23 protein-coding genes are annotated in these 23413 nt (G+C 62.6%); 10 read left to right on the forward strand and 13 right to left on the reverse strand.

What is annotated here, in order from left to right; all coding sequences use genetic code 11:
* Positions 1–11 precede the first annotated feature (11 nt).
* Positions 12–569 (forward strand): sugar O-acetyltransferase, encoded by a 558-nt coding sequence (locus NKG99_RS07915; RefSeq protein ID WP_352866010.1) that lies wholly within the window; start codon positions 12–14, stop codon positions 567–569.
* A gap of 15 nt (positions 570–584) precedes the next feature.
* Here the strand turns inward: NKG99_RS07915 and NKG99_RS07920 are convergent, their stop codons facing one another.
* Positions 585–1577 carry a GlxA family transcriptional regulator gene (locus NKG99_RS07920; RefSeq protein ID WP_352866013.1) on the reverse strand — a complete coding sequence of 331 codons (993 nt, stop codon included), beginning with the start codon at positions 1575–1577 and terminating at the stop codon, positions 585–587.
* Between the two features lie 127 nt (positions 1578–1704).
* On the opposite strand from NKG99_RS07920, the gene NKG99_RS07925 reads away from it, so the two are divergent.
* Entirely contained in the window at positions 1705–2349 is a 645-nt protein-coding gene (locus NKG99_RS07925; protein WP_352866016.1) for a cysteine hydrolase family protein, read from the forward strand.
* A 66-nt stretch (positions 2350–2415) separates the two neighbouring features.
* Here the strand turns inward: NKG99_RS07925 and NKG99_RS07930 are convergent, their stop codons facing one another.
* The 9 genes from NKG99_RS07930 to NKG99_RS07970 all read right to left on the reverse strand — a co-directional run bounded on the left by NKG99_RS07930 (position 2416) and on the right by NKG99_RS07970 (position 13236).
* On the reverse strand, positions 2416–4095 hold the full coding sequence (locus NKG99_RS07930; protein ID WP_352866019.1) for a formate--tetrahydrofolate ligase: 1680 nt from the start codon (positions 4093–4095) through the stop codon (positions 2416–2418).
* Positions 4096–4408: 313 nt separating this feature from the next.
* On the reverse strand, positions 4409–5533 hold the full coding sequence (locus tag NKG99_RS07935) for a DUF2333 family protein (RefSeq protein ID WP_352866021.1): 1125 nt from the start codon (positions 5531–5533) through the stop codon (positions 4409–4411).
* A 105-nt stretch (positions 5534–5638) separates the two neighbouring features.
* The gene (locus NKG99_RS07940; protein WP_352866023.1) at positions 5639–6940 is read right to left on the reverse strand and encodes a DUF6638 family protein; all 1302 of its coding nucleotides are present in this window, start codon (positions 6938–6940) and stop codon (positions 5639–5641) included.
* 109 nt (positions 6941–7049) lie between these two features.
* On the reverse strand, positions 7050–7466 hold the full coding sequence (locus NKG99_RS07945; protein WP_352866025.1) for an endonuclease domain-containing protein: 417 nt from the start codon (positions 7464–7466) through the stop codon (positions 7050–7052).
* A 131-nt stretch (positions 7467–7597) separates the two neighbouring features.
* Complete coding sequence (locus NKG99_RS07950; RefSeq protein WP_352866027.1) at positions 7598–9508, reverse strand: AAA family ATPase; 1911 nt, start codon at positions 9506–9508, stop codon at positions 7598–7600.
* A gap of 24 nt (positions 9509–9532) precedes the next feature.
* The gene (locus tag NKG99_RS07955; RefSeq protein WP_352866029.1) at positions 9533–10678 is read right to left on the reverse strand and encodes a hypothetical protein; all 1146 of its coding nucleotides are present in this window, start codon (positions 10676–10678) and stop codon (positions 9533–9535) included.
* 31 nt (positions 10679–10709) lie between these two features.
* Positions 10710–11798, reverse strand: coding sequence for a hypothetical protein (locus NKG99_RS07960; protein WP_352866031.1), 1089 nt, complete (start codon positions 11796–11798; stop codon positions 10710–10712).
* Between the two features lie 310 nt (positions 11799–12108).
* Positions 12109–12498, reverse strand: coding sequence for a c-type cytochrome (locus tag NKG99_RS07965; protein ID WP_352866033.1), 390 nt, complete (start codon positions 12496–12498; stop codon positions 12109–12111).
* A 126-nt stretch (positions 12499–12624) separates the two neighbouring features.
* The gene (locus NKG99_RS07970) at positions 12625–13236 is read right to left on the reverse strand and encodes a thymidine kinase (RefSeq protein ID WP_352866036.1); all 612 of its coding nucleotides are present in this window, start codon (positions 13234–13236) and stop codon (positions 12625–12627) included.
* 400 nt (positions 13237–13636) lie between these two features.
* Between NKG99_RS07970 and NKG99_RS07975 the strand changes: the two genes are divergently transcribed.
* From NKG99_RS07975 to NKG99_RS07990, 4 genes are all read left to right on the forward strand, one after another.
* Entirely contained in the window at positions 13637–14572 is a 936-nt protein-coding gene (locus NKG99_RS07975) for a choline ABC transporter substrate-binding protein (RefSeq protein WP_352866039.1), read from the forward strand.
* 120 nt (positions 14573–14692) lie between these two features.
* Complete coding sequence (choW, locus tag NKG99_RS07980; RefSeq protein WP_352866042.1) at positions 14693–15547, forward strand: choline ABC transporter permease subunit; 855 nt, start codon at positions 14693–14695, stop codon at positions 15545–15547.
* Positions 15544–16725 (forward strand): choline ABC transporter ATP-binding protein, encoded by a 1182-nt coding sequence (choV, locus tag NKG99_RS07985; RefSeq protein ID WP_352866044.1) that lies wholly within the window; start codon positions 15544–15546, stop codon positions 16723–16725. The genes choW and choV overlap by 4 nt, the downstream gene beginning before the upstream one ends.
* Positions 16726–16770: 45 nt before the next feature.
* A complete protein-coding gene (locus tag NKG99_RS07990) occupies positions 16771–17061 on the forward strand; it encodes a hypothetical protein (protein WP_352866047.1) in 291 nt (96 codons plus the stop codon).
* A gap of 117 nt (positions 17062–17178) precedes the next feature.
* Here the strand turns inward: NKG99_RS07990 and NKG99_RS07995 are convergent, their stop codons facing one another.
* Both NKG99_RS07995 and NKG99_RS08000 read right to left on the reverse strand, forming a co-directional pair.
* Positions 17179–18585: an ATP-binding protein gene (locus NKG99_RS07995; protein WP_352866049.1), complete on the reverse strand. Its 1407-nt coding sequence runs from the start codon at positions 18583–18585 to the stop codon at positions 17179–17181.
* Positions 18582–19298 carry a response regulator gene (locus NKG99_RS08000; RefSeq protein WP_352866051.1) on the reverse strand — a complete coding sequence of 239 codons (717 nt, stop codon included), beginning with the start codon at positions 19296–19298 and terminating at the stop codon, positions 18582–18584. Before NKG99_RS08000 ends, NKG99_RS07995 begins: the two co-directional genes overlap by 4 nt.
* A gap of 233 nt (positions 19299–19531) precedes the next feature.
* Between NKG99_RS08000 and NKG99_RS08005 the strand changes: the two genes are divergently transcribed.
* The 4 genes from NKG99_RS08005 (at position 19532) to clpS (ending at position 21106) form a co-directional block, all read left to right on the forward strand.
* Entirely contained in the window at positions 19532–19834 is a 303-nt protein-coding gene (locus NKG99_RS08005; RefSeq protein WP_136615919.1) for a hypothetical protein, read from the forward strand.
* Positions 19835–19873: 39 nt separating this feature from the next.
* Positions 19874–20107: a hypothetical protein gene (locus tag NKG99_RS08010; protein ID WP_013529962.1), complete on the forward strand. Its 234-nt coding sequence runs from the start codon at positions 19874–19876 to the stop codon at positions 20105–20107.
* 219 nt (positions 20108–20326) lie between these two features.
* Positions 20327–20665, forward strand: a complete 339-nt coding sequence (locus NKG99_RS08015) for a hypothetical protein (protein ID WP_352866054.1) — start codon at positions 20327–20329, stop codon at positions 20663–20665.
* A gap of 135 nt (positions 20666–20800) precedes the next feature.
* Complete coding sequence (gene clpS / locus NKG99_RS08020) at positions 20801–21106, forward strand: ATP-dependent Clp protease adapter ClpS (RefSeq protein ID WP_027039419.1); 306 nt, start codon at positions 20801–20803, stop codon at positions 21104–21106.
* Positions 21107–21329: 223 nt separating this feature from the next.
* On the opposite strand, the gene NKG99_RS08025 is transcribed toward clpS, so the two are convergent.
* Positions 21330–23408: a hypothetical protein gene (locus tag NKG99_RS08025; protein WP_352866056.1), complete on the reverse strand. Its 2079-nt coding sequence runs from the start codon at positions 23406–23408 to the stop codon at positions 21330–21332.
* Positions 23409–23413: the final 5 nt, after the last annotated feature.

The raw sequence follows: 23413 nt of genomic DNA on the forward strand, positions 1-23413 counted from the left end.
GAGACATTGTCATGGCTGGAAGCGAGCGCGCAAGGATGGCGGCCGGCGAATGGTATACCTGCCTCGACGACGAACTGGAGGCTTTGCGGGCGATAGCGCGCGACGCGGTGTTCGAGCATAATCGCCTGCCGCCGCGTCAGCGCGGCAACCTCGGACCGGGCTTGAAGGTGCTGCTCGGCAAAGCCGGCGAGGGCGCCCGTATCGAGGCGCCGTTCCATTGCGCCTACGGTTTCAACATCTTTCTCGGCGACGGCGTCTTTCTCAATGCCGGCTGCACCATCCTCGATACGGCGAGCGTGCGCATCGGCAAGGGAACGCTGCTTGGTCCCAATGTTCAGATCTACTGCGCCGAGCACCACAAGGAGGCCAGCGGGCGGCAAGCCGGACTGGAGATCGCCAGGCCGGTCGAGATCGGCGCCAATGCCTGGATCGGCGGTAGTGCCGTCATCCTCGGCGGCGTCGGCATCGGTGACGGCGCGATCGTCGGTGCCGGTGCGGTGGTGACGCGCGACGTGGCCGCCGACACCACGGTGGTCGGCAACCCGGCGCGGGCGGTCAAGCGGGATTGAGCAGGATTGAACAGATCAGCAGGAAAGTGCCATGCGCTCGTCCCTCTGATCGGGCCGCCTGGAGAATTCGCGCCGGTATTGCGCCGGCGATGTCTTGAGCCGCGCGGCGAAATGCTGGCGCAGCGAGGTGGCGCTGCCGAAGCCGGCCTCGAAGGCCACCATGTCCATCGACTTTTCCGTCGCCTCCAGCAGCCGCTGCGCCAGTTCTATCCGCTGACCGGTCAGCCATTCGCCGAAACTGGTGCCGATCGATTTCTGGAAGCGGCGGGTGAAGGTGCGCCTTGTCAGACCGGCGGCATCGGCGACGCTGTCCAGGCTGTGCCTCTCTCCGAGCGTCGCGCGAACCGCGTCGAGGGCTTGGGCGAAACGGTCGGCATCCGCGCTCCTCGCCACCGGATGCTCGATGAACTGTGCCTGCCCGCCCTGCCGATGCGGGGAAAGCACGATCTGACGGGCGAGCCGCAGGGCGGCTTCCGCGCCATAGCGGGCGCGCACGATGTGGAGACAGCAGTCGAGACCAGCGGCGACGCCGGCCGATGTCACGACATCGCCATTGTCGACATAAAGCACCGTGGCATCGACGGTGATGTCGGGGTGGAGTGTTTGCAACTGTTCGGAATAAGCCCAGTGCGTGGCGGCACGGCGGCCCGACAGCAACCCGGCTGCGGCGATGGCAAAGGTTCCGAGGCACAGCCCGACAATCAAAGCGCCGCGCCGGTGTGCCTGGCGCAGCGCCTCCATCAGCAGCGGCGACGCCGGCTCGCCGAGATGATGCCAGCTTGGGATAATGACGATGTCGGCGCCATCAAGCCCTTCGAGCCCATGTGGGGCGGCAACGGTCAAGCCAGCCTCGGTGTGGATCGGGCCGGCCTTGACCGCGCAGATGCGGAAGTCGAAGCGCGGCAGACCAAGCGCCGTCCTGTCCTCACCGAACACCAGGCACGGCACGGAAAGATGGAATGGGCTGATGCCGTCGAAGGCGAGGACGGCAATGATCGGGTCGGTCATGGGTGCCTCCAGCGAGTGAGCGTGGATTGTCCCAATTCTTTCGGATGATGTCAATCGGGCCACTTTCAGCGGCCCGGCGGTCCGCCTATTTTCGGCCCATCGCATTCAAGCAGGAAAGGAAAACACAATGTCTGACCCAGCCAACACCACGCCACGACGGGCGCTGATCGTCGTGGATGCGCAGAACGACTATGACGGCGGCAATCTCGCCATCCAGCATCCGCCATTCCGCGACAGCGTCGTCAATGTGGCGCGGGCGATGGATGCGGCGGCAGCGGCCGGCATCAAGGTGGTGGTCATCAAGCAGATGGCGCCGGAGACATCGCCGATCTTCGCCAAGGGCAGCCATGGCGGCGAACTGCATCCCGAGATCGCCAGGCGCGAGCGCGACCACTATGTCGAAAAGAACCTGCCCAGCGCCTTCACCGGCACCGATCTCGAGGACTGGTTGCGTGCCAACGCCATCGATACGATCACGGTGGTCGGCTACATGACGCACAATTGCGACCTGTCGACCATCATACACGCCGTGCATATGGGCTTTGCCGTCGAGTTCCTGTCCGACGCCACCGGCTCGGTGCCTTACGCCAACAGCGCCGGCTACGCCTCGGCCGAAGAGATCCACCGCGTGGTCACGATCATCCTGCAGTCGCGCTTCGCCGCCGTGCTCAAGACCGCCGAATGGGTCGAGTGCCTGAAGACCGGCGCTCTGCCGGAACGCGATACCATCTTCGGCTCCAACCAGCGGGCGCTGTCGCGCAGTGCTGCTTAGGACTGTCCGAAAAGAGAAAAGGGCGCCGCATCGCTGCGGCGCCCTTTTTGTCGAAACTGCAAAATCTCAGAACAGGCCTTCGATCTGACCCATTTCGTTGAGGAAGATCTTCTCCGAGGACGGCGCCCTGGGTAGCCCTGGCATGGTCATGACCTCGCCACAGATGATGACGACGAAGCCGGCACCAGCCGAAAGCCTGACTTCGCGCACCGGAACGGTGTGGCCGGTCGGCGCGCCGCGCAAATTCGGGTCGGTCGAGAACGAATACTGGGTCTTGGCCATGCAGACTGGGAGGTGGCCGTAGCCGGCCTGCTCCCAGGCGTGCAACTGGTCGCGCACCGACTTGTCGGCAATCGCCTCCGAGCCGCGATAGATGCGCTGGACGATGGTGTTGATCTTCTCGAACAGCGGCATGGCATCGGGATAGAGCGGCGCGAACTGCGAGGCGCCGGATTCGGCCAGCGCCACCACCTTGTTGGCGAGGTCCTCGATGCCGGCCGAGCCATGGGCCCAGTGCTTGCACAGGATGGCTTCCTCACCCATCGAAGCGACATAGTCCTTCATCGCCTGGATCTCGGCGTCGGTATCGGAATAGAAATGGTTGATGGCCACCACCGCCGGCACGCCGAACTGGCGGATGTTCTCGATGTGGCGGCCAAGGTTGGCGCAGCCCTTCTTCACCGCTTCGACGTTTTCCTTGCCGAGGTCTTCCTTCTTGACGCCGCCATTCATCTTCATGGCGCGCACGGTGGCGACGATGACGGCGGCCGCTGGCTTCAGCCCAGCCTTGCGGCACTTGATGTCGAAGAACTTTTCCGCACCGAGATCGGCGCCGAAGCCGGCTTCGGTGACGACATAGTCGGCAAGCTTGAGCGCCGTCGTGGTGGCGACGACCGAGTTACAGCCATGCGCGATGTTGGCGAACGGGCCGCCATGCACGAAGGCCGGGTTGTTCTCCAGCGTCTGCACCAGGTTCGGCTGCATGGCGTCCTTCAGCAGTACGGCCATGGCGCCGTCTGCCTTGAGGTCGCGGGCATAGACCGCAGACTTGTCGCGACGGTAGGCGACGATGATGTCGCCGAGGCGCCTTTCCAGGTCCTTCAGATCGGTGGCCAGGCACAGGATGGCCATGACTTCCGAGGCGACGGTGATGTCGAAGCCGCCCTCGCGCGGAAAGCCGTTGGCGACGCCGCCGAGCGAGCAGATGATTTCGCGCAGCGCACGGTCGTTCATGTCCATGACGCGGCGCCAGACCACGCGGCGGTTGTCGATACCGAGCTCATTACCCCAGTAGATGTGGTTGTCGATCAGCGCCGACAAAAGGTTATGCGCGGTGGTGATGGCGTGGAAGTCGCCGGTGAAGTGGAGGTTCATGTCCTCCATCGGCACGACCTGCGCGTAGCCGCCGCCGGCAGCACCGCCCTTGACGCCGAAGTTCGGGCCGAGCGAGGCCTCGCGGATGCAGACGATCGCCTTCTTGCCGATGCGGTTCAGGCCGTCGCCGAGGCCGACCGTGGTCGTCGTCTTGCCTTCGCCGGCCGGCGTCGGGTTGATGGCGGTGACGAGGATCAGCTTGCCGTCCTTGTTGCCCTTCACCGACTTGATGAACTCGGCGGAGATCTTGGCCTTGTCGTGGCCATAGGGCAGCAGATGCTCGGTCGGGATGCCGATCTTCTGGCCGATCTCCTGGATCTGCTTTTTCCTGGCGCCGCGCGCGATCTCGATGTCGGACTTCACTTCGGCCATGACGGCTTTCCTCTGGATTGGACGGTGGAGGGGACGGGTTTGATGTCACTCGCAAGCAGGTTGGAACCGGGCGCGGGCATGTTCTAACCCTGTCGCTGCCGCGGCGTCAACTTGTATGCAACTAAGTTTCCTATAGAGAAAATTCCTCTGCGGACCGGCCGACCTGTCATCGGTTCTTCCTAGCTCCGTTGCCGCGCCGTATAGAAGCCAGAGGACGCGTCGTTCCGCCGTCTCAAAACAGCCGCACAATGCACGGAATGCGACAGAGGCGACGGCGCAAATTCGCCATCGCGTGGTGCCCAATGGAACAGCGTTACTGAGTCAGCACGTTGCTGATTTCGACCATGTTGGAGCGCACCCTGAGCACGTAGAAGCCCATTGTCGTCAGGTGCGTCGGCAGGATCCAGCCGTCCTCGCGGCCGTTGGCGATGATGAAGGGCTGGATGCGCAGCGCCGAGACGAACTGCGAGTCCATCGTGTCCCACAGGTTCTGCAGATGCTTTTCCTTGATGACGTCGTCGAAGTCCGCCTGGGCGCCCTTCATCAGGCCGTAATAGCCGTAGAGCTGGCCATAGGCGAACCAGAAGCGGTCGTCGGCGCGGAAATCGAACCAGCCATTGTTGTGGTTTTCAGCTCGTTCCTTGAGGATCGCCGAGGTCGAGCCGATGTCGGACGAGATACGGTCGATATATTGTTTCAAATTGTCGGCGCGGGCGTCGAACGTCGCCTGGCAGGTGGCAAGGCGAGCGTTGAAGGAACGCAGCATGCGGACGGCATCGCGATAGTAGCTTGGCGTCGGCGTCTTGGGGCCGAACGGGTTCAGGCCGAAATACCAGGTCTCCTCGTCGAACTGCAGATTGCCGCGGGCATTCTGCAGATCGCTGTCGATCTGCGAGGTGGTGCGCACACGGCCGAGATTGTCGGCGAGTTCGGTCGCGGTGCGCCGCACTGCCTGGTTGATGCCGCGCTGGAACGAGGCCTTGTTATCCATCCACGGCGTGTTGTCCCAGTCGATGCCGAACAGGCCGAGCTTGTAGAGGATCATCGACGAGATCCAGGCATTCTGGTTGACGTTGAAATCGGTCAGGTCGGCCGCCACCTGGGCGATGCCGGAGTTGCCGCAGGTCTTGGCCGTGTCGGTGCCGGAGCCCGCAGAGAGCTGTTCGCCGGCGGAGACGTTACGTTTCTCGAAAGTGTATGTGTCGGGGTAGTTCGGGTTGAAATTGTTCCACCACTGGGTGGCGTAGAAGAAATTGGCGTAGAGGCCGATCAGCACCAGCAAAGCCAGGCCGAGCGCCGCCTTGAGGATCCAGCCGCGCTGCGTGTACCAGCGCCCGGCCCACAGGAACGGCCACAGGATCGCGCCGATCACAAGCCCAATGCCGCGGCCGATCCACTGGAAAATCCGGGTGAAGAAGTTCACGATCGGATCGAGCATGGCAATGTCATCCCCTCAAAGCACGATGCCAAAAAGTTGCAGACTTTTTGGATAACATCATGCGCCAAAACAGTAAGTTAGAACGAAGTGACGGTTCATTTCGTTCTAGTCAGTCAGACCGTAAAGGCGTGTGCGAAACGCCACCTTGTCCTTCAAATATGTGGTTTTGAGAACGTCCACAACATGCGATCGCCAGGCGTCGCTGAAGCCGTCATAGTCCTTGTAGAAGCCCTGCTTGTTGAAGATGTAGCGCGAGACGAAGTCCGACGGCACGAAATCCGAGATCAGCCGGTTGGTCAGCCAGGCGTCGGGATGATCGGGCTTGGCGCGGATCACCAGGAAGCGCTGCTGCGGGAAGACATCCTCGATCTTGAGGTGGCCGAGCTGGGCGATCTCGCGCTTGGCGGCGTTGAGAAAGGGAAAGTTGCCGTCTTTGGTGATCATGTCGGCATGGCTCTGGATCCAGGTCTGCAGCCAGACCTTGTCGACGTCGGTCAGGTTGCGGTTCGGGTCGGCGTCCCGGATCAGCGCGCGCACCACCATCTCGGCGCGATGCTCGAGATAACCCGATGTCTCGACCCAGGAGGCGCGCGGCAGCTCGATGCGCCCGGTGGTGGCGAGGAATTTGAACACCTTGTCGGCATCGCTGATCGAGATATAGCTCACTTGCCACGGTCGCGAACGGCGGAAACCGGGAGCCGCCGGATCGCTGATCACGGTCGTCATATCAGGGTCGACGAACACGTAGAGGCCGCCGAAATGGCTGGTCCAGTAGGCGTTGTGGCGGAAGATCACCTGGTCGGGCACCAGCGCGTTCTCGCGGATGTCGCCGCAGATCTTGGCGAGCTCTACCATGCGGGTCAGCATGGCGTTGTCGCGCCAGGCGTCGGGCTCCTGCTTCAGCCGGTCGACGAGCTTGCCGAGTTCGGCGGCCTTGCCCAGCACATTCTCGGCCGACAGCACCTTGAACTCGACCTGGCTGATCGACAGCAGATCCTCGATGTCGTTGACCTTGGGAATGGAATCCTCGATCTCGCCGTAGATCACGTCCTTGATGGTCAGCGCGTCGATGGCGCGCTGGTTCTTGGACATGAACTCGAACATCAGCTGCGAGGTGTTGGAGAAGGCCGTGTGCACCACCGGCAGGTCGATCTGCGACGGCGTCAGGATGATGAAGCGGCGGTTGACCTCGTTGGGATCGAGATAGTCGTAGTCGCCGCATTCCTCGGCCACTTCGGGCGAGAAGCCGGTGCGGTCGATCTGAAAGCTTTTCAGCTTGGTGGGGTTCAGGCCGAACGCGGCGAGCGCTTTGTTGTAGCGCTGGATCAAGTGCGACTCGTCGACCGTCAGCAGCCGGCCATAAATCAGCTCATTGTCGCGCAGCAGATCGGGTTTCTTGGCGGTCATGTGGAAGGCTCCGAGGAGCTTTGCTTGGAGGGACGAAGCGCCAACGCTGACGCCCCCCTCTCCCCGTTCTTCACGGGGAGCGGGTAGGGGTGAGGGGCGGCGCTAACGGTCAAGAACATGCCTCCCCATAGCCTTTGGCGGCAACAAATCGAAGCTCGTGCGTTTCGATATGGTGTGCGAGACGTCCCCCGATCGCGGCCAGTATGGTGTCAAGTACAGCTTCCCGATCCTTCAAGACATCGACATTCCAGAAGCGGAGGACCGACCAATCATTTGAAACCATGAAGCGATCCCTGGCCTGATCATACTTATTGCCGGCATGCTGACTGCCGTCGACTTCGACAACTAGATGGCACTTCCTGCAGGCAAAATCGGCAAAATAGCTGCCTATCGGAAACTGCCGCACGAATTTATGGCCGTTCAGTCTGCGGTCACGCAATTCGAGCCAAAGTGCGTTCTCAGCGTCGTTGTCCGACTGGCGCAGACGTCTCGCTCGACCCGTTGTCTCAATTTCTGGTCCACGCATGCGCTGCCCCTCACCCTTACCCTCTCCCCGTGAAGAACGGGGAGAGGGGAGCGTCAGCGTTGGCGCCTCGTCCTTCGGCATCGCGATTGCAACTTGTCGATTGATGACGAGGATTCACAAGGGACGGAACGTCACGCATTCCAAAGCCCCTTCTTCTTCATCTCTTCCATCTCCCGCGCAGCCCGTTCGCGCAGGCGCGCGTCGCGCAGCAGTTTTTCCACGGCGGAGTCGTCGGACTTGTCGGAATAGCGGAACTCAGAGTCGGCGTAGCGGTTGATCTCCTGCATGACCATGTCCATCGAGAACGGCCCGCGCAGTTCCTCGATCATCGCTTTCTTCTCGTCGTAGCCCTTGTGCATGAAGACTTCCGGCTTCTCGAACCAGTCGTCGGGAAGTTCGATGTCCATGGCGCGCATCTTGATGGCGTCGGTGACGTTCTTGATGGCACGGCCGGTGAAGCGCGGTTCGGCATCCTTGATCAGGTGCAGATAGGTGCCGATGTCTGCCATCGATTTCGGCGCGCCGTTCTCCTTCATGTAGCGTTCGTAGACCTTCATCAGCCCGTCTTCCCGCGGTTTCTCGTGCTCCTCATAGGCCTCGGTCACGGCGCGCTGGATTTCCTGCGCGGCGTAGAGCTTATGGTCGCCGAGCGGGATCTTGTGGTTCTTGCCGGCAAGCAGCACGAAGATGTCGATGTAGTCGTCGCGGCTCTGTGGCCCGTCGACCAGCCAGCGGGCGCCGGCGCGCTGGCGCAGCGCGTCGTCGACGTTCTCGGGATAGTTGGAGAACATGCCGAACGAGCAGTTACCGCGCACCACGGTGGTGGCGCCCGCGAAGGCGTCCATCAAGACGCCGGTTATCTCCTGCTGGCCGGCCGAGGCGCGGTCGTCGGAGCGGCGCGCCGCCACCTGGTCGATGTCGTCGATGGTGCCGAAGCCGATGACGCGCGGGTTCAAGACATTGTTGATGAACTGGCGGCAGTTCTGGCCGGATTTGCCCTGATAGGACGAGATCTGGTCAACGCCGAAATTCTCATAGGCGAAGGGATAGCCGGCGACCTGGCAATAGCCGTTGACGAGGCCGGCGATCATCTGGATCAGCGTCGTCTTGCCGGTGCCGGGCGCGCCGTCGCCGATGAAGGTGAACAGGAAGCCGCCGAGCTCGACGAACGGGTTCATCTCGCGCTCGAAGTCGTAGGCCATCAGCATCTTGGCGAGCTTGACCGACTGGTACTTGGCAATGTGGTTGCCGACGACCTCCTCCGGCTTCTTGAAGGTCATCACCAGCGGCTTGGAGCGCTTGCCCGGCGCGACGTCGAAACCATCGAGGGTGAAGTCGTCGGCATCGATACGGATATGGGCGTTCTCGAACGGGCCGATGCCGTCGAAGCGGCCCTTGCGCGCCAGAAGCCCGTCGATGGCGACGCGGGCAAAGGCGCGCGCCCGGGTCATCAAGTCGGCGTCGTCGGACGATCCTGAGATCGCCTTGTCGAGGCCAGCGAGGATCGACTTCACCGCATCCTGCGGCGTGTCGAACAGGAAGTCGGGCTCGGGGATATCGTTGGGCGCCTCGCCGTCGCTGTCGATCAGCTGGAACAGATAGGAGGCGAGGCTGAAGGCGGAGATGTAAGCCGAGGCCGACAGAAGCTTCTTGAAGGTGGACGCCTCGTCGCCTTCGAGCGGGGCGCGGGTGTTCTTGGCCTGCAGGCTTTCGAGGTCCGAGCCTTCGGCGAAAACATCAGATATTGCGAGCGCGATCGCCGTGCCGCGCCGGGCGCGGAACAGGAGCGTGTGCTGCGGGATGGTCAGCAACTGGTCGTCGGGATGGACGGCGCCGACGGTCTTGGCTAGCTCGACTTCGCGCGTGCGGCGCACCGAACCGACCGAGACGGTCGAGACGAAGCGGCGGTTGGTGCCGGCAAGTGCCGTGCCCGATTCGCGTGACGGATCCTCCAGCACGACGATGCGGGTGATGAAGCTTTGCGCGGTTGCGCGGTGCTTTTCGATCGCAGCTTCCGGTATGGTGGTCAGGCCGGTATCCATGAAGGTTGCTCCGTGGTGTGACGGTCAGACGTCTGAGATGACCTGCCCGTTGGACAGGATGTGAACCTTGTAGCCGGCAAAAATCTTCTGCGCCTCGCCGACGGCATAGAGCGCCTGATAGGCCTCGTGCGGGATCAGCGCGTGGTTTTCGTAGCTCGACACGCCCTGGCGGGCGGCTTCCAGATCGTCGGTGTTGATGAAGAATTCCTGCGTTGTCTTCTCGCTTGAAAACAGCCCCTTGCGGCCCGGCTTCTCAGCCTTGGAATAGACCTCCTGGATGGTCCAGGTGAGCAGCCAGGCATTTTCGGGCTTGCGCACCTTGGCGAGCACCTCGGTCACCGTCGAATTGTTGTCGGTAATGCCAGCCGAATAGAATGGTCCGAGCACGACGCGGCGCAGCTGCTTGGGATGCAGCGGCTCGAAATCCTTGTCGAGGTTGACCGCGATGGTCGCCGGCGACAGGGTATAGGCGGAGTTCTTCTCGGTGAAATCGTCGAAACGGTGGGCGAGCTCGGGATTGAGCAGGCCGTCGACCGGCAGCGGAATGTCGATCGTCTCGTTCAGTTTGCCGTTTCTGTCGACAAGCTGTCGGACCATGTCTTCGGAAGAATCCTCCACCGTCACCATGTAGACCAGAGGCAGGTTGGCGCTGCCGTCGAACGTCGCCCAGTGGACGAGATAGTAGGGACGCCCCGTCTTCGGGTTGACCGAGACCTTGGCCGTTTGCGCCAGGGTGAACGGGCCGAACGTGTTTTCGCTCTTCACGTCCTCGAGATAGAGCCTCTCGGCCATCGACTTCTGCAGCGCCTCGGGGAATTCCTTGTGGCGCAGGATGAAGTCGGCCATCTCCTCGCGCAACTCGCCGGCCAGCGGAATGTTGGCCAGCCGCGCATCGGCCTGGCGGCGGTCATTTTCCAGTTCGAGCAGGTTCTGGAAGACCGGGAAGCCGCTTTCGGCCCGCGAAATGCGGAACGTGTCCATGAAGCCCAGCCGGTTGCGCCAGCAGGCGAATGACTTGTCGAGCCGGGCGATGTATTCGGCGACGATCTTGGCGACGATGCCATGCCGGTACAGCGGCGAGCGATCGTCGCGCATGAACACTTCAAGGCCACTGAGCGCGGCCGTGATGGCGGAGAAATACCGTGCCGCCGCTTCGTTTTCGCGGGTCATGCTTGTGTGCTCGCGGGCAGTCCTGTCACTCCTAAGACTGCACGTAGTTCGCCGAATTGTGCTTCTTCAGCACCTCGTCGAAGCGGCGGGCAAAGGCATCGTCGGCCAGCTTCTTGCGGCGCTGGATGTCGGCAGTGGCGACCATGTTCTTCTCGTGCATCTCGAGCAGGTCGCCGATGTGCTTTTGCGAGGCGGCACCGATGCCGGCCATGGTTTCCTCGGCGGTGTTGTCGACCTGGCTGCCCAGCGTGTTGATCTTGTGGGCGACGTCCTGCTGGGCGGCGGTCTTCAGCGAATCTTCGAGCGCCTTGTAGAGGACGATGCGTTGCTCGGTGTCGATGGTCAGCTTGTTGATCAGCGTCGACTGCGCGGCGATCTGGTTGTTGAGCGAATCGACGAAGGTCTGGAACATCGAGGTGTAGCGCTCGAGCGTCTGGCTCTCGGCCAGCAGCTCCTGTTCCTTGGCCTGCTTTTCATTGTATTCCGTCGCCAGCTTGGAGCGCTCGCCTTCGAGCTGCGTGCGCTCCTTCTGGCTGGTCGAAGCGGCGATCTTGTTTTCGATGTCGAGCAGCATCGGGTTGAGTTCCTCGATGCGCTTCTGCACGGCTTCGAGGTTGGTCATGGTGGTCTTACGGCGCTCGATGACCTGTGACAGGCTGGTCTCGGAGGTCTTGTAGCGCTGGTCGAGGACCCCTTTCTGCGCCTTCAGGATGCCGACGATGGTGTCGGACTTGACCAGCAGTTCCTGCAGATTGCCGGCCAGCGACATGTTGCGGACGCGGTCGGTGCGCATGCGCTGCTTGCTCTGGCTGGAGAAGACGCCGATGAATTTTTCCCAGCCGGTGTAGTTCTTCATGCTCTCGAACTCGGCGCCGAAGACGTTGGTGGCGTCCTCCAGCCCGATGATCAGGTCGGCGATGTTGCCTTCCATCACCTTCTGCTGCTTCAGCACATCCTCGATGCGGGCGTTCTCGATGTCGAAATTGGCGTCGCCGATCTTCTTGTCGGCGGTGGCGAGCGTATCAAGCACGGTGCCGGACTGCTCGATCTTGGTGCGCATGTCCTGCACGACCTGCTTGGTCTTGGCAATTTCGGCGTCGAAATTCTGCAATGTCGCCATTGGGGCCTCCCGCTTCGGCATCACGTCGCTGGTCGCGAACAGCGGCGAATATATGTGGGGCATCCGGGGATTGAAAGACGCAAGACAAGACCCGCCCCGAAAACAAAATATTCGGTCACGGTCTTGAAAGGCAATGGAGGCGAGGTCATGGCGTGATTAGCCTGCCGGCCAGGCTTGGTTCAACTGCCATTGAACTTCTAAGCCGCAAAACGACGGCGAACGGATGCCTTTGTATTTGGCAAGCCAATGCAGCAATAGCGGCCGCGACATGCGAGGCGGAAGCCGGCTTTACAGCGGCGTGCGCGGCGGATCAGGGCTTGGGATCGGCCTTCAGATAGGCGATGACATTGGCGATGTCGTCGTCCTTGGTCAGGCCGGCAAACGCCATCTTGTTGCCGGGCACTTTCAGCTTGGGAGCCTTGAGATACTCGGCGAGATTGGCTTCATCCCAGACCAGGCCGGCGGCACCGGCACTCTTCATCGCCTCGGAGTAGTGACCAAGAAAACTCTCGGCGCTACCGGCGGTGCGACCGACGACGCCCGACAGATGCGGGCCGACCTTGTCGCGGTCGGTGGCTGCTTCGTGGCAGGCGATGCACCGGTTGAAGACCTTCTTGCCAAGGGCCGGGTCACCGCCGGCATGGGCGGCAAGTGAGGTGGCAAGGAGAAGAATGCTGGCGGACGAAGCGGCTCGAAACATGGCTGACCCCGGAGAGCTCTGGCTGGGGCCTTATAGTGCCGAGGCCTTAACAAACGCTGCATCGCGGCGCGATCGCGGTAGGTGTCGATCGGGCTGCACCGGGCCCGGGCAAGGTCGCCGGGGCCGTCAGCCCTTGATAAAGCCGATGAAGTCGTCGGGTGCGGCGCGGCCCATCTCTTCCTCCCAGTGGCGACGGCAGAGCGAGACATAAACGTCCTTGCCGATCGCCACCTGCTCGCCCTGGCGCGCCACCTTGCCGTCAGGTCCAAGGCGCACCACCATCGTCGCCTTGCGGCCACAGCGGCAGATGGTGCGCACTTCGCGCAAATCGTCGGCGATGGCCAGCAGCGCACGAGAACCGGAGAACAGATTGCCCTGGAAATCGGTGCGCAAGCCGTAACACATGACCGGGATGTTCAGCCGGTCGGCAATGCGGGCGAGCTGCCAGACCTGCTCCTCTTCGAGAAACTGCGCCTCGTCGACAAAGACGCAATGCACCGATGTATGCGCGTGATGATCGGCGACGCGGGCGAACAGGTCGTCGCCATCGCGGAACATGTCGGCTTCCGTCTCCAGGCCGATGCGCGACGAGATCAGGCCGGTATCGCCCTTGCGGTAATGGCCGGCGACGAACAGCATCGTGCGCATGCCGCGCTCGCGATAATTGTACGACGCCTGCAACAGCATCGTGGTCTTGCCGGCGTTCATCGTTGCATAGTGGAAGTAGAGCTTGGCCATGCCGTCCTTTACGGTCTGTTGATATTCAGGTGATGCCGGCCTGCAAATGGCGGTTCCTGCGCTTCCGGTGCTCACGTACCCGAAAGTACGCTCCGCTCCGGTTCTCGGAGCCCACCATTTTCGGCGCGGCCTGACCTGAATCTAAACAGACCTTAAGCCGACTTGGTGTCGTGCGGGGAGGGGCCACGGCAGCCTTTCTACGAAAAAGCCGCCTCGCTCCTGAAAAAACTGTCCGGCAAGACAAAAGCGTCAGCCGTGTCGCTGATTGGCCAGTCCGCGCCGTTGATCGTGATTGCCTTAACGCTTGAAACCGCACCAGAATGGTGTTTGGCTGACGAAACAAGGCGGGCAGAGAAACCGCAGCTGCGCTTCGCCAAAGAATCACAATGGGAGAATACCTATGTCGCGTATGAACTCTTTCGTCGCCGGCCTCGGCCTGGCGGCTTTTTTGTCCACGAGCGCTGCATTCGCCGGTGATCCGGCGAGCTGCAAGGCGGTGCGTCTTTCCGATGTCGGCTGGACCGACATCCAGGCGACGACCGGCATCGCTTCCGTGCTGCTGACCGCACTCGGCTACGAGCCGCAGGTGATCCAGCTATCGGTGCCGGTGACCTATGCGTCTCTGAAAAACAAGGACCTCGACGTCTTCCTCGGCAACTGGATGCCGTCGATGACCAACGACATCAAGGACTACACCGCCGACGGCTCGGTCGAGACCATCAGCGAAAACCTCAGCGGCGCCGGCTACGGCATCGTCGTGCCGACCTATGTGGCGGACGCCGGCGTCAAGACGCTGACCGACCTCGGCAAGTTCAAGGACAAGTTCGACGGCAAGATCTACGGCATCGAGGCCGGCAACGATGGCAACCGCATCATCCTCGACATGATCAAAAACCCGAAGGACAATCTCGAAGGCTTCGAACTGGTCGAATCCTCGGAAGCCGGCATGCTGACGCAGGCCGAACAGTCGATGAAGAACAATGAGTGGATCGCGTTCCTCGGCTGGACGCCGCATCCGGTGATGGGCGCCATGAAGATCACCTATCTCGACGGCATGGGCGACAGCGGCTTCGGCGCCGCCACCGTGCATACCAATGTGCGCAAGGGATATACCACCGAGTGCCCGAATGCCGGCAAGTTCATCGCCAACCTGAAGTTCAATCTCGATATGGAAGGCGAGATGATGGACGCGATCCTCAAGGGCAGCGACGCCAACACGGCCGCGACCGACTGGCTGAAGAAGCATCCGGACGCGGTCGCTCCGTGGATTGCCGGCGTGACCACTTTCGATGGCGGCGACGCGGCTGCGGCGGTGAAGACCGCGCTCGGGAGCTGAGCCGACTTTGAATCCGACATGACGCGAGTGAGGGCAGCCATCTAGAAAAGGCTGCCCTTTTTTATATCCTGTGACAAGATGACTGTCCGGCAAGGACGGCGGCTGCCAAAGAGGGGCTAGATGGATCCGATTTCAAAATTCTTTGTCAGTTATAAAATTCCCATCGGCGAATGGGGCAAAGCGTTCTTCACCTTCCTCACCGACAATTTCAACACCTTCTTCCGCGGCCTCTCAGGCGGCCTGAATTTCCTGCTCGACGGCGTGGTCGACACGCTGCTGCTGATACCGCCCGTCCTTCTCATCGCCCTGATTGCGCTGCTTGCCTATTATCTGCAGCGATCGAGAGGCCTGGCAGTGGCGGTTTTTCTCGGATTGCTGTTCATCCTCAACCAGAATCTCTGGAAGCAGACCGTGGAGACGCTGGTGCTGGTGGTTGCCGCTGCCGCCGCCTCGATGGCCATCGGTGTGCCACTCGGTATCTGGGCGGCTCACAAGCCGAAGGTCTACCGCATCATGCTGCCGGTGCTCGACCTGATGCAAACGTTGCCGACCTTCGTCTATCTGATCCCGGTGCTGACGCTGTTCGGCCTTGGCAACGCGCCCGGTCTCATCGTCACCATCATCTTCGTCATCCCGACATCGGTTCGTCTCACGCATCTGGGCGTCGTCTCGGTGCCGAAGTCGATCGTCGAGGCAGGCGAGGCGTTCGGCGCCACCAAGAGCCAGTTGCTCTGGAAGGTGGAGCTGCCCTCGGCCCTGCCGACCATCATGGCCGGTCTCACCCAGTCGATTATGCTGTCGCTGTCGATGGTGGTGTTCGCGGCTCTCATCGGTGCCGGCGGCCTCGGCACCGAGATCAACCGGGCGCTTGGTTCGCGCAAGATCGACCTCGGCCTTGAAGCCGGCCTGGCCATCGTCGTGCTGGCCATCGTGCTCGACCGCATGACGCGCATCGGCGTTGGAGGCAAGAAATGACCGTCGCCGTCGATTTCAGGAACGTCGATATCGTCTTCGGCGCCGACCAGGCCGGATCGTTGGCGATGATCGACGCCGGCGCCAGCCGCGCCGATATCCTCGAAAAAACCGGTAATGTGCTCGGCTGTGCCGGCGCCAGCCTGACCATCAACGAGGGCGAGATCTCGGTGCTGATGGGCCTGTCCGGTTCGGGCAAGTCGACATTGCTGCGGGCGGTCAATCGGCTCAACGTGGTGTCGCGCGGCCAGGTCCTGGTCAAGGATGGCGACAAGACCGTCGATGTCGTCACTTGCGATGAGGCGACCTTGCGGCGCCTGCGCCAGAAACAGGTGGCGATGGTGTTCCAGCAGTTCGGCCTGCTGCCGTGGCGCACGGTGGAGGAGAATGTCGGCCTCGGCCTTGAACTCGCCGGCGTGCCGGAGCTAGAGCGCAAGGAACGGGTGCAACGCCAGCTCAAGCTGGTCAATCTCGACCAGTGGTCGAAGAAATACGCGCACGAGCTTTCGGGCGGCATGCAGCAGCGCGTCGGCTTGGCCCGTGCCTTCGCCACCGAGGCGCCGATCCTTCTGATGGATGAGCCGTTCTCGGCGCTCGACCCGCTGATCCGCACCAAGCTGCAGGACGAGCTGCTGCAATTGCAGGCCGAGCTGAAGAAGACCATCATCTTCGTCAGCCACGACCTCGAGGAGGCGCTGAAGATCGGCAGCCACATCACCATCATGGAAGGCGGTCGCATCGTGCAGACCGGGGCGCCGGAGGACATCGTGCTGCGGCCCGCCAACGACTATGTCCGCGACTTCATCGCCAATGTGAACCCGCTGTCGGTGCTGACCGCCTGGAACGTCATGCGCGACCGCCGCGACCTGGAACATGGCGACAATGGCTGGGTGTGGCTCGACCGGCGCAAAACGACGCGCTTCAAGATCGATGAGCACGGGCTGGTGGCGGCGGCCGAACGCGACGGCAAGCCGGCGGTCTGGGTGTCGTGCGCCGATCTCGAAGGGCAGCCGGAGGAAGCGGCGCAAGTGTTCTGGGCCAACCCCGGCACCTCGCTGAAAACAGTGATGCTGGCCATGCACCGCTCGCAGACAGCACCCGTGGCACTGTTCGATGATCAATCGCGCTTTGTCGGCGCGATCGGCATCCGCGACGTGCTGAGTGCGGTCCTGCGGCGGTAGGAGCCGCGAGAACTCCAGGACCGTCGGCTATGAGGGAAAGGCGCTTTGGAACGGATTTGGGGTTGGCTGTCTAAACCGCGGACCGCGCAAACGGCGCTCGGGGTACTGCTTGTGATTGCGATGCGATCGATCCTGGAGTTTTTCAGGATCGGCGGTGCGACCGGCACGCAACTGACTGCAAATCAGCTCTTTTATATCGAAGGGACGCTCGCGGCGATCAGTGCCGCGTTGGCGGTTCTTGCCCTGCATGCGTTCGAGCGGCATGGTTTGGCGACCCTCTCCAGCGCAGCGGCAATCGTTGCCCTGCTTGCATGGAAGATCGCCGTCATCCATTGAAAACGGGAACACATCGCTTGTCCTCGCGCCGACCTTGATATCTCGCTGCCGGCCTCCCGGGTTTCCGCGTATGCCGGTCCAAAGCCGCGCCTTGCGAGGTCGGCACTTTGGGCTGCGTCAGGCCGCCAATGGCAGGCGCAGTTGCGTCAGCAGACCGCCGCCCGGGTTGTTGGACAGGCTGACCTCACCGCCAGCGGCGCGTGCGATGTTACGGGCAATGGTCAGGCCGAGCCCGAGACCGCCGGTCTGGCGGTTGCGGGATTGTTCGAGGCGCACGAAAGAGCCGAACACGGCGTCGATCTGCGCCTGAGGTATGCCCGGTCCTTCATCGCGGATGGTGAGCAGGATCGTGTTTTGCGACAGGCGCAGGGAGAGATGCGCCTTCTTGCCGTAAGTGACCGCGTTCTGGAGCAGATTGGTGACGCAGCGCTTGAGCGCGACCGGCCGCGCCATGCAGACGAGGCCGCGTGAACGGGTATCGTCGTCGAACGAGACGTCGTCATAGCTGTCGGCGATCGACTCCACGAGCGACCAGAAATCGATGCGCTCGTTCTTCTCCTCGGTCACCTCGAAGGTGGCGAAGTCGATCACCGAGCTGGCAATGCTCTCGACATCGGCGAGATCGTGCGCCAGCGCCTCGCGAACCGCCGATTTGCGCAACAGCTCCAGGCGCAGCCGCATCCGCGTCATCGGCGTGCGCAGATCGTGCGCCAGCGCCGCCGCCAGATGTTCGCGGTCCTCGACATATTCGCGCAGCCGGGCCTGCATGGCGTTGATCGCCTTGGCGGCGGCACGCACCTCGCGGCTACCGCCTTCGGCGATCGGCGGGCTCTTCAGATCCTTGCCGATCCGGTTCACGGCGGTTTCCATCATCCGGTAGGGCGCCGTCAGCCGGCGTAGCGACCAGATCGACATGATCACCACCAGTCCGGCGATCAGCGAATAGAGCGGCAGGCTGTCGAAGCTCAGTATCGGGCCGACAGGCGTGATCGGCTCGGTGAAGTTCAGCCATTGGCCGTCGGCGAACCGCAACGACGCCGTCAGCTTGTCACTCTGGGCGAAGTCGGCGGCCAGCACCAGAAGGTCGCGTTCCACCTGGCCGATATCGGGCCCTGGCGCCGTGCCGTCGGCGTCGTCGGCCTCGCGCGTCGCCGGGTCGCGCCGCACGCGCGCATCGGTGATGCCGAACTTCGACAGCCGGCCGACGAGGATGTCTTCGAGTTCCGCCAGTTCGTCGTCGCTTGCGATCGACGAGGTGACCGCCGGCGTGTCCGAGACAGTGAGCGCGTAGGTGGAGTTGAACAGACCGGTCGCCGTCGCCTTGCGTTCCTCCGGCGTGGCGTCATGCATCAGCTGCACCAGCGAGAAGGCGCGGTCGTTGAGGCGGTAGAGGTCGACCACGCCATTGGCTACGGCGCGGTCGCGCGACACGATGTAGAGGGTCGCGACCTGGCTGATCAGCAGGCCGGCAATGACGATCAGCAGCACCCAGACAGGCAAGGTCTGCGGCAGGAAACGTCTCATTCGGAGGTCGTCTCGGGCAGGAACTGGTAGCCGCCGCTGCGCACGGTCAGGATCAGCTTGGGCGTTTTCGGGTCGTCTTCCATCTTGCGCCGCAACCGGCTGACGAGGATGTCGACGCTGCGGTCGAAGGAGTAGTCGCTGTCGCCGCCGGAGAGTTCGATGAGCTGGTCGCGGGTCAGCACGCGCTGCGCGCTTTTGACAAAGGTCTGCAGCAGGTTGAATTCGGCCATGGTCAGCTCGACCCTGATATCGTCGGGAGCGATCAGCCGGCGGCGCGAGCAGTCCATCGTCCAGCCGGCAAAGCGGTAGATCTGCCTGGTGGTTGCGCGCTTGGGCTCGGCGCCGCCATTACGCCGCAGCACGGCGCGGATGCGCGCCAAAAGCTCGCGCGGATCGAAGGGTTTGGGCACATAGTCGTCGGCGCCCATTTCCAGGCCGACGACGCGGTCGGTGGTCTCGGTGACGGCGGTCAGCATGATGATCGGCGTCGAATACTGGGCGCGCAGGTCGCGGCACAGCTCCAGCCCGCTCTTGCCGGGCAGCATCACGTCGAGAACGATGAGATCCACCTGCGCGCGGCGCAGGATAGTCTCCATCTCGATGCCATCGGCGGCAACCGAGGTGTGCAGGCCCCGCTTCTGGAAGAATTCCTGCAGCAGGTCGCGGATGCCCTTGTCGTCGTCGACGATCAGTATGTGCGCGTCGGATTTCACTTGAGCCCTGTCATTGTTGATTGCCAAGCCCTTCTGTCGCAACCCACACGATAGAATTCAGGCCATATGTTGGCCAGTGGTGATGATGGGTTCACACCGGCTCTCTCAGACACAATCCAGAAACAAAATTCTACAGTTCAGAAAAACTCCTGAAAAATTTCAAGGGCATAACTGATCTCGTGGCGGTCAGGTCATCGGCTGCGACGCTAGTCTCCGGGTTTACGGATAAACCGATGCCAAGGTTGTCGATCAGTTTGTTGGGTGCGTTGCTGGGCCTTGGCCTGGTCACTGCCGCTGTCGGACAATCGGACGCAAAGGTGACGCTCACCACCCGGAGCGAACGGTGCGCCAATCTCAGCCACCAATTCGATGAAGCCCTCGAAACCCATGCCACGGCAACGCAGGTCACCGCGGCAAAGGCACTTCAGAGAAAGGGTAACCGGTACTGCGCCGCCAAGAAACAGGCACAGGGCATCCGGATGCTCGCCAATGCTTTGAAGCTGCTTGGAGTGACACCGAACGACCCGGTCCAGTGACACTCGAAAACTCGACCCGCATGAAAAGGAAATGAAGCCATGAAAAAGTCCATCCTCTCCGCAACCGGTCTCGCCGTCGCTCTCGCTTTCGCAATGCCGGCTCTCGGCAACGCCGCTGCCACCACGACCGCTGCTCCGGCGGCTTCGACGACCACTGCTCCGGCTACCGCCGCTCCGGCCAAGGCTGCTCCGAAGAAGGTCGTCAAGAAGACCGTCAAGAAGCACAAGAAGGCTGCCGAGAAGGCCGTCAAGAAGGACGCCCCGAAGACGTAATCAGGTCCGGCATAAAATGCTAACCTGTTGACCAAGGCCGCTCCAGTCGGTTTCGGCTGGAGCGGCCTTCTTCCTGTCCAAGCCGTTGAGAAAGCCTGATATCGGCGATCAATCGGACTGATGGGATCGATCGATATCTGGCCGAAGTCTGGCACCGGAAGCTTCCGCCTCGACTGACACTTAACCCGTTTGCAACGCCGGCGGTGTAAGACAATCCGCATGAAGAAGCGGCTTTCGTCCATTCTGCGCTCGATGGTGCTCGGCGGCCTGGTGGCCACCGGGGTCGCCAGGGTGCTGATCCTGTTCACCGCCAGCCCGGTGCCCGATCCGGCCAGCGGACGCACCGAGCCTTCGCTGTTTGCGCCGGCGATTTCCACCAATTGGGACTACATCACGCCGGCGCAGACCTGGTTGCTGATCGTGCTGACCGGCGCGACGCTGATCTGCGTCGTCGCCTGGCCGATCACAGCCTGGCTGGAACGCCGGGCGGATGCCGGGGGAAACCGCTTCCGGCCCGACAGGCCTAGCCGCCGCGTGTTCAGCCGCCAGGGCCGTTGAACGGCGACCGACGGTTTCCCACATAGTAGCTGGCCGCGCCCACCGGATACCGGTTGGCGCGTCGATCAAAATGGACGGCCGCTTTTCCCGGTGCCAGAATGGCGGCCACGTCGCTTACGCAAATTGCCGGTTCCAATGCCTGAAATCACCACAAAACCGCGTGTCCAGGTCAAGCCGCAGGTCGAACGGCCGAAGCTCTACAAGGTCATCCTCATCAATGACGATTTCACACCGCGCGAATTCGTGGTGACGGTGCTGAAGGGCGAGTTCAAGCTCAGCGAAGACCAGGCGCACCGGGTGATGATCACCGCGCATCGGCGCGGTGTCTGCGTCGTCGCCGTCTTCACCAAGGATGTCGCCGAGACCAAGGCGACGCGGGCCACCGACGCCGGCAAGGCCAAGGGCTATCCGCTGATGTTCACGACGGAGCCGGAAGAGTAGGGCGGGGGTAGTCTTTAACGCTGACAATTGGCGAAACCATCCGCGACAGCATCTTTCTCCCCGTCACTATACGGGGAGAAATGTCCGGCAGGACAATGAGGGGCGGCGCCGGGGGTGACAACAGTTCATTTGCGCGATCGCCAATCACTTCAGGCTGGAGCTGCCCCTCATCCGCCCTTCGGGCACCTTCTCCCCGTGAACGGGGAGAAGGAAAAAGGTGGCGCTACCGTCCCTCGCGGTACCACATCGAACCCATCGCCAGAAGCAGCAGGCCGAGGCCGAGGAAGCCGCCGAAAAGCGGCACGCGCGAGACGGCCTTGAGCACGCTGTCGTCCGTGGTGCGCAGGCCGATCCAGTCGCTGCCGGACGCGGCGCCGGCCGAGCGCACCGGCACAATGGAGGGCAGCGTCACATCGCTGCCAAGGGCCGTGGATGACGCCAGCCGGCGCACGCTGCCGCCGGTGGCTTCCGCCGGCGCCTTCAGCCGGTTTTCGGTGGAGATGACATCGGCGAACTCCGGTGCGTTGACCGGTCCGACATGGGCGAGCGCGGTCAGGTCGCCATTGGCGACCTGATAGAGGCCGATCTCGCTTGTCTCGACACTGCCGAGGAAGACGCCGGGCTCGGATTTCGCGAGCTTGACGGTCAAGGTCTTGCCGGACGGGGTGATGATCTGGGCGGGGCCGGGGTCGTCGGCCATCGTCTGGCGACGGATTTCCAGCACCATGCCGCGACCGTCGGCGGTCAGCCGCTCCTCCTCGAGTTCGGGCTCCTTCATCAGCCAGTGCGCGATGCGCCGATAGAGCTGGACATGCGGGCCGCCACCTTCGAAGCCGCGCGCCCACAGCCAGCCCTGATCGGACAGAAGCATGCCTACGCGGCCTTCACCCTTGCGGTCGAGCAACAGAAGGGGCCGGTTGTCGGCGCCCTTCATCACCACCTCGCCTTCCGGGTTCTGCACGCCGATGGTGCGGAACCAGCGGCTCCAGCGCGGCGGCTCGGCGGCCGAGCCATCCAGCCCACGTGTCACCGGATGGCGCTGGCCAAGATCGGTGAGACGTGGATAGAAGGCCTTATCTACAACCTCACCGGTCGGCATCGCCGGCAGGGCCGACATCAGCGGCGTGCGCGCGATCGAGCTTTCGCCGGCATATTCGGGGCCAGCCGCGATCAGCAGCGCGCCGCCCTTTTCGACATATTCGGAGATGTAGTCGTAATAGAGAATCGGCAGCACGTCGCGGTGCTGGTAGCGGTCGAAGATGATGAGGTCGAAATCCTTGATCTTCTCGACGAACAGCTCGCGGGTCGGGAAGGCGATCAGCGACAATTCGTTGATCGGCGTGCCGTCCTGCTTTTCCGGTGGCCGCAGAATGGTGAAATGCACGAGATCGACCGAGGCGTCGGATTTCAACAGATTGCGCCAGGTGCGCTCGCCGGCATGCGGCTCGCCGGAGACGAGCAGCACACGCAGGTTCTCGCGGATACCGTCGATGAGCGCGATGGCGCGGTTGTTGGTGTCGGTCAGTTCGCCCGGCTCGCGGTCGATGGCGAGTTCGACGATGTTGCGGCCGGCACCGGGAATGGTCACTTGCAGCGGCATGGCCTGGCCGACGGCGGCATGCTCGACCGCGACCTGCTCGCCATTGACCGAGACGCGCACGTCGACCGGACCGGTCTCCTTCTCGGTCGAGATGACGCGGTAGGTCATGTCGAGCGGCTTGCCGACAAGGCCGAAGCGCGGCGCGTTCTCGAAGCGGATGCGGCGATCCTTCTCGTGGTCGTTGCCGGTGACCAGGGCATGCAGCGGGGCGTTGAAATCGGGGACGCCCGGGGGGGCGTCATGCACCTCGCCATCGGTGATCATGATGGCGCCGCCGATGCGCGAGGGAGGCACGTCGCGGAAGGCGCCCTCGAGCGCGCCGAATAGCCGCGTTTCGGTGCGCTCTTCGGCGGCTTCGGATTTACCCGCCTCGACGACGCGCACGTCGAACTGCTTGAAGCGGCCAAGACGCTGCTGCAGCCCCGCCAGCGCCTCGTCGGTTTGTTTGGTGCGGTCGCCGATATCCTGGCTCTGGCTGCGGTCGACAACGAGGGCGACAACGCTTTTCAGTGGCTCGCGCTCCTCGTTGAGGAACACCGGGTTGAACAGGGCGGCGGCGAGCGCCATCAAAGCGATGAAGCGAAAGACCGAGCCGCGCTGGCGAAACCACAGGCCAACGAGCCCCAGCAGCGCCAGCGGCACCAGCGCCAAGACCAGCCAGGGCCAGGAGATCAGCGGTTCGAAGGAGATAGACCAGTTCATTCCTT

Origin of the sequence: Mesorhizobium sp. M1409 (assembly GCF_040317535.1) — a bacterium.
Taxonomy (GTDB): Bacteria; Pseudomonadota; Alphaproteobacteria; order Rhizobiales; family Rhizobiaceae; genus Mesorhizobium.

Bases quoted from the DNA above. Each gene is read 5' to 3' on its own strand.
- NKG99_RS07915 (WP_352866010.1), top strand. From the start codon at position 12: ATGGCTGGAAGCGAGCGCGCAAGGATGGCGGCCGGCGAATGGTATACC.
- NKG99_RS07920 (WP_352866013.1), bottom strand. From the start codon at position 1,577: ATGACCGACCCGATCATTGCCGTCCTCGCCTTCGACGGCATCAGCCCA.
- NKG99_RS07925 (WP_352866016.1), top strand. From the start codon at position 1,705: ATGTCTGACCCAGCCAACACCACGCCACGACGGGCGCTGATCGTCGTG.
- NKG99_RS07930 (WP_352866019.1), bottom strand. From the start codon at position 4,095: ATGGCCGAAGTGAAGTCCGACATCGAGATCGCGCGCGGCGCCAGGAAA.
- NKG99_RS07935 (WP_352866021.1), bottom strand. From the start codon at position 5,533: ATGCTCGATCCGATCGTGAACTTCTTCACCCGGATTTTCCAGTGGATC.
- NKG99_RS07940 (WP_352866023.1), bottom strand. From the start codon at position 6,940: ATGACCGCCAAGAAACCCGATCTGCTGCGCGACAATGAGCTGATTTAT.
- NKG99_RS07945 (WP_352866025.1), bottom strand. From the start codon at position 7,466: ATGCGTGGACCAGAAATTGAGACAACGGGTCGAGCGAGACGTCTGCGC.
- NKG99_RS07950 (WP_352866027.1), bottom strand. From the start codon at position 9,508: ATGGATACCGGCCTGACCACCATACCGGAAGCTGCGATCGAAAAGCAC.
- NKG99_RS07955 (WP_352866029.1), bottom strand. From the start codon at position 10,678: ATGACCCGCGAAAACGAAGCGGCGGCACGGTATTTCTCCGCCATCACG.
- NKG99_RS07960 (WP_352866031.1), bottom strand. From the start codon at position 11,798: ATGGCGACATTGCAGAATTTCGACGCCGAAATTGCCAAGACCAAGCAG.
- NKG99_RS07965 (WP_352866033.1), bottom strand. From the start codon at position 12,498: ATGTTTCGAGCCGCTTCGTCCGCCAGCATTCTTCTCCTTGCCACCTCA.
- NKG99_RS07970 (WP_352866036.1), bottom strand. From the start codon at position 13,236: ATGGCCAAGCTCTACTTCCACTATGCAACGATGAACGCCGGCAAGACC.
- NKG99_RS07975 (WP_352866039.1), top strand. From the start codon at position 13,637: ATGTCGCGTATGAACTCTTTCGTCGCCGGCCTCGGCCTGGCGGCTTTT.
- choW (WP_352866042.1), top strand. From the start codon at position 14,693: ATGGATCCGATTTCAAAATTCTTTGTCAGTTATAAAATTCCCATCGGC.
- choV (WP_352866044.1), top strand. From the start codon at position 15,544: ATGACCGTCGCCGTCGATTTCAGGAACGTCGATATCGTCTTCGGCGCC.
- NKG99_RS07995 (WP_352866049.1), bottom strand. From the start codon at position 18,585: ATGAGACGTTTCCTGCCGCAGACCTTGCCTGTCTGGGTGCTGCTGATC.
- NKG99_RS08005 (WP_136615919.1), top strand. From the start codon at position 19,532: ATGCCAAGGTTGTCGATCAGTTTGTTGGGTGCGTTGCTGGGCCTTGGC.
- NKG99_RS08010 (WP_013529962.1), top strand. From the start codon at position 19,874: ATGAAAAAGTCCATCCTCTCCGCAACCGGTCTCGCCGTCGCTCTCGCT.
- NKG99_RS08015 (WP_352866054.1), top strand. From the start codon at position 20,327: ATGAAGAAGCGGCTTTCGTCCATTCTGCGCTCGATGGTGCTCGGCGGC.
- clpS (WP_027039419.1), top strand. From the start codon at position 20,801: ATGCCTGAAATCACCACAAAACCGCGTGTCCAGGTCAAGCCGCAGGTC.
- NKG99_RS08025 (WP_352866056.1), bottom strand. From the start codon at position 23,408: ATGAACTGGTCTATCTCCTTCGAACCGCTGATCTCCTGGCCCTGGCTG.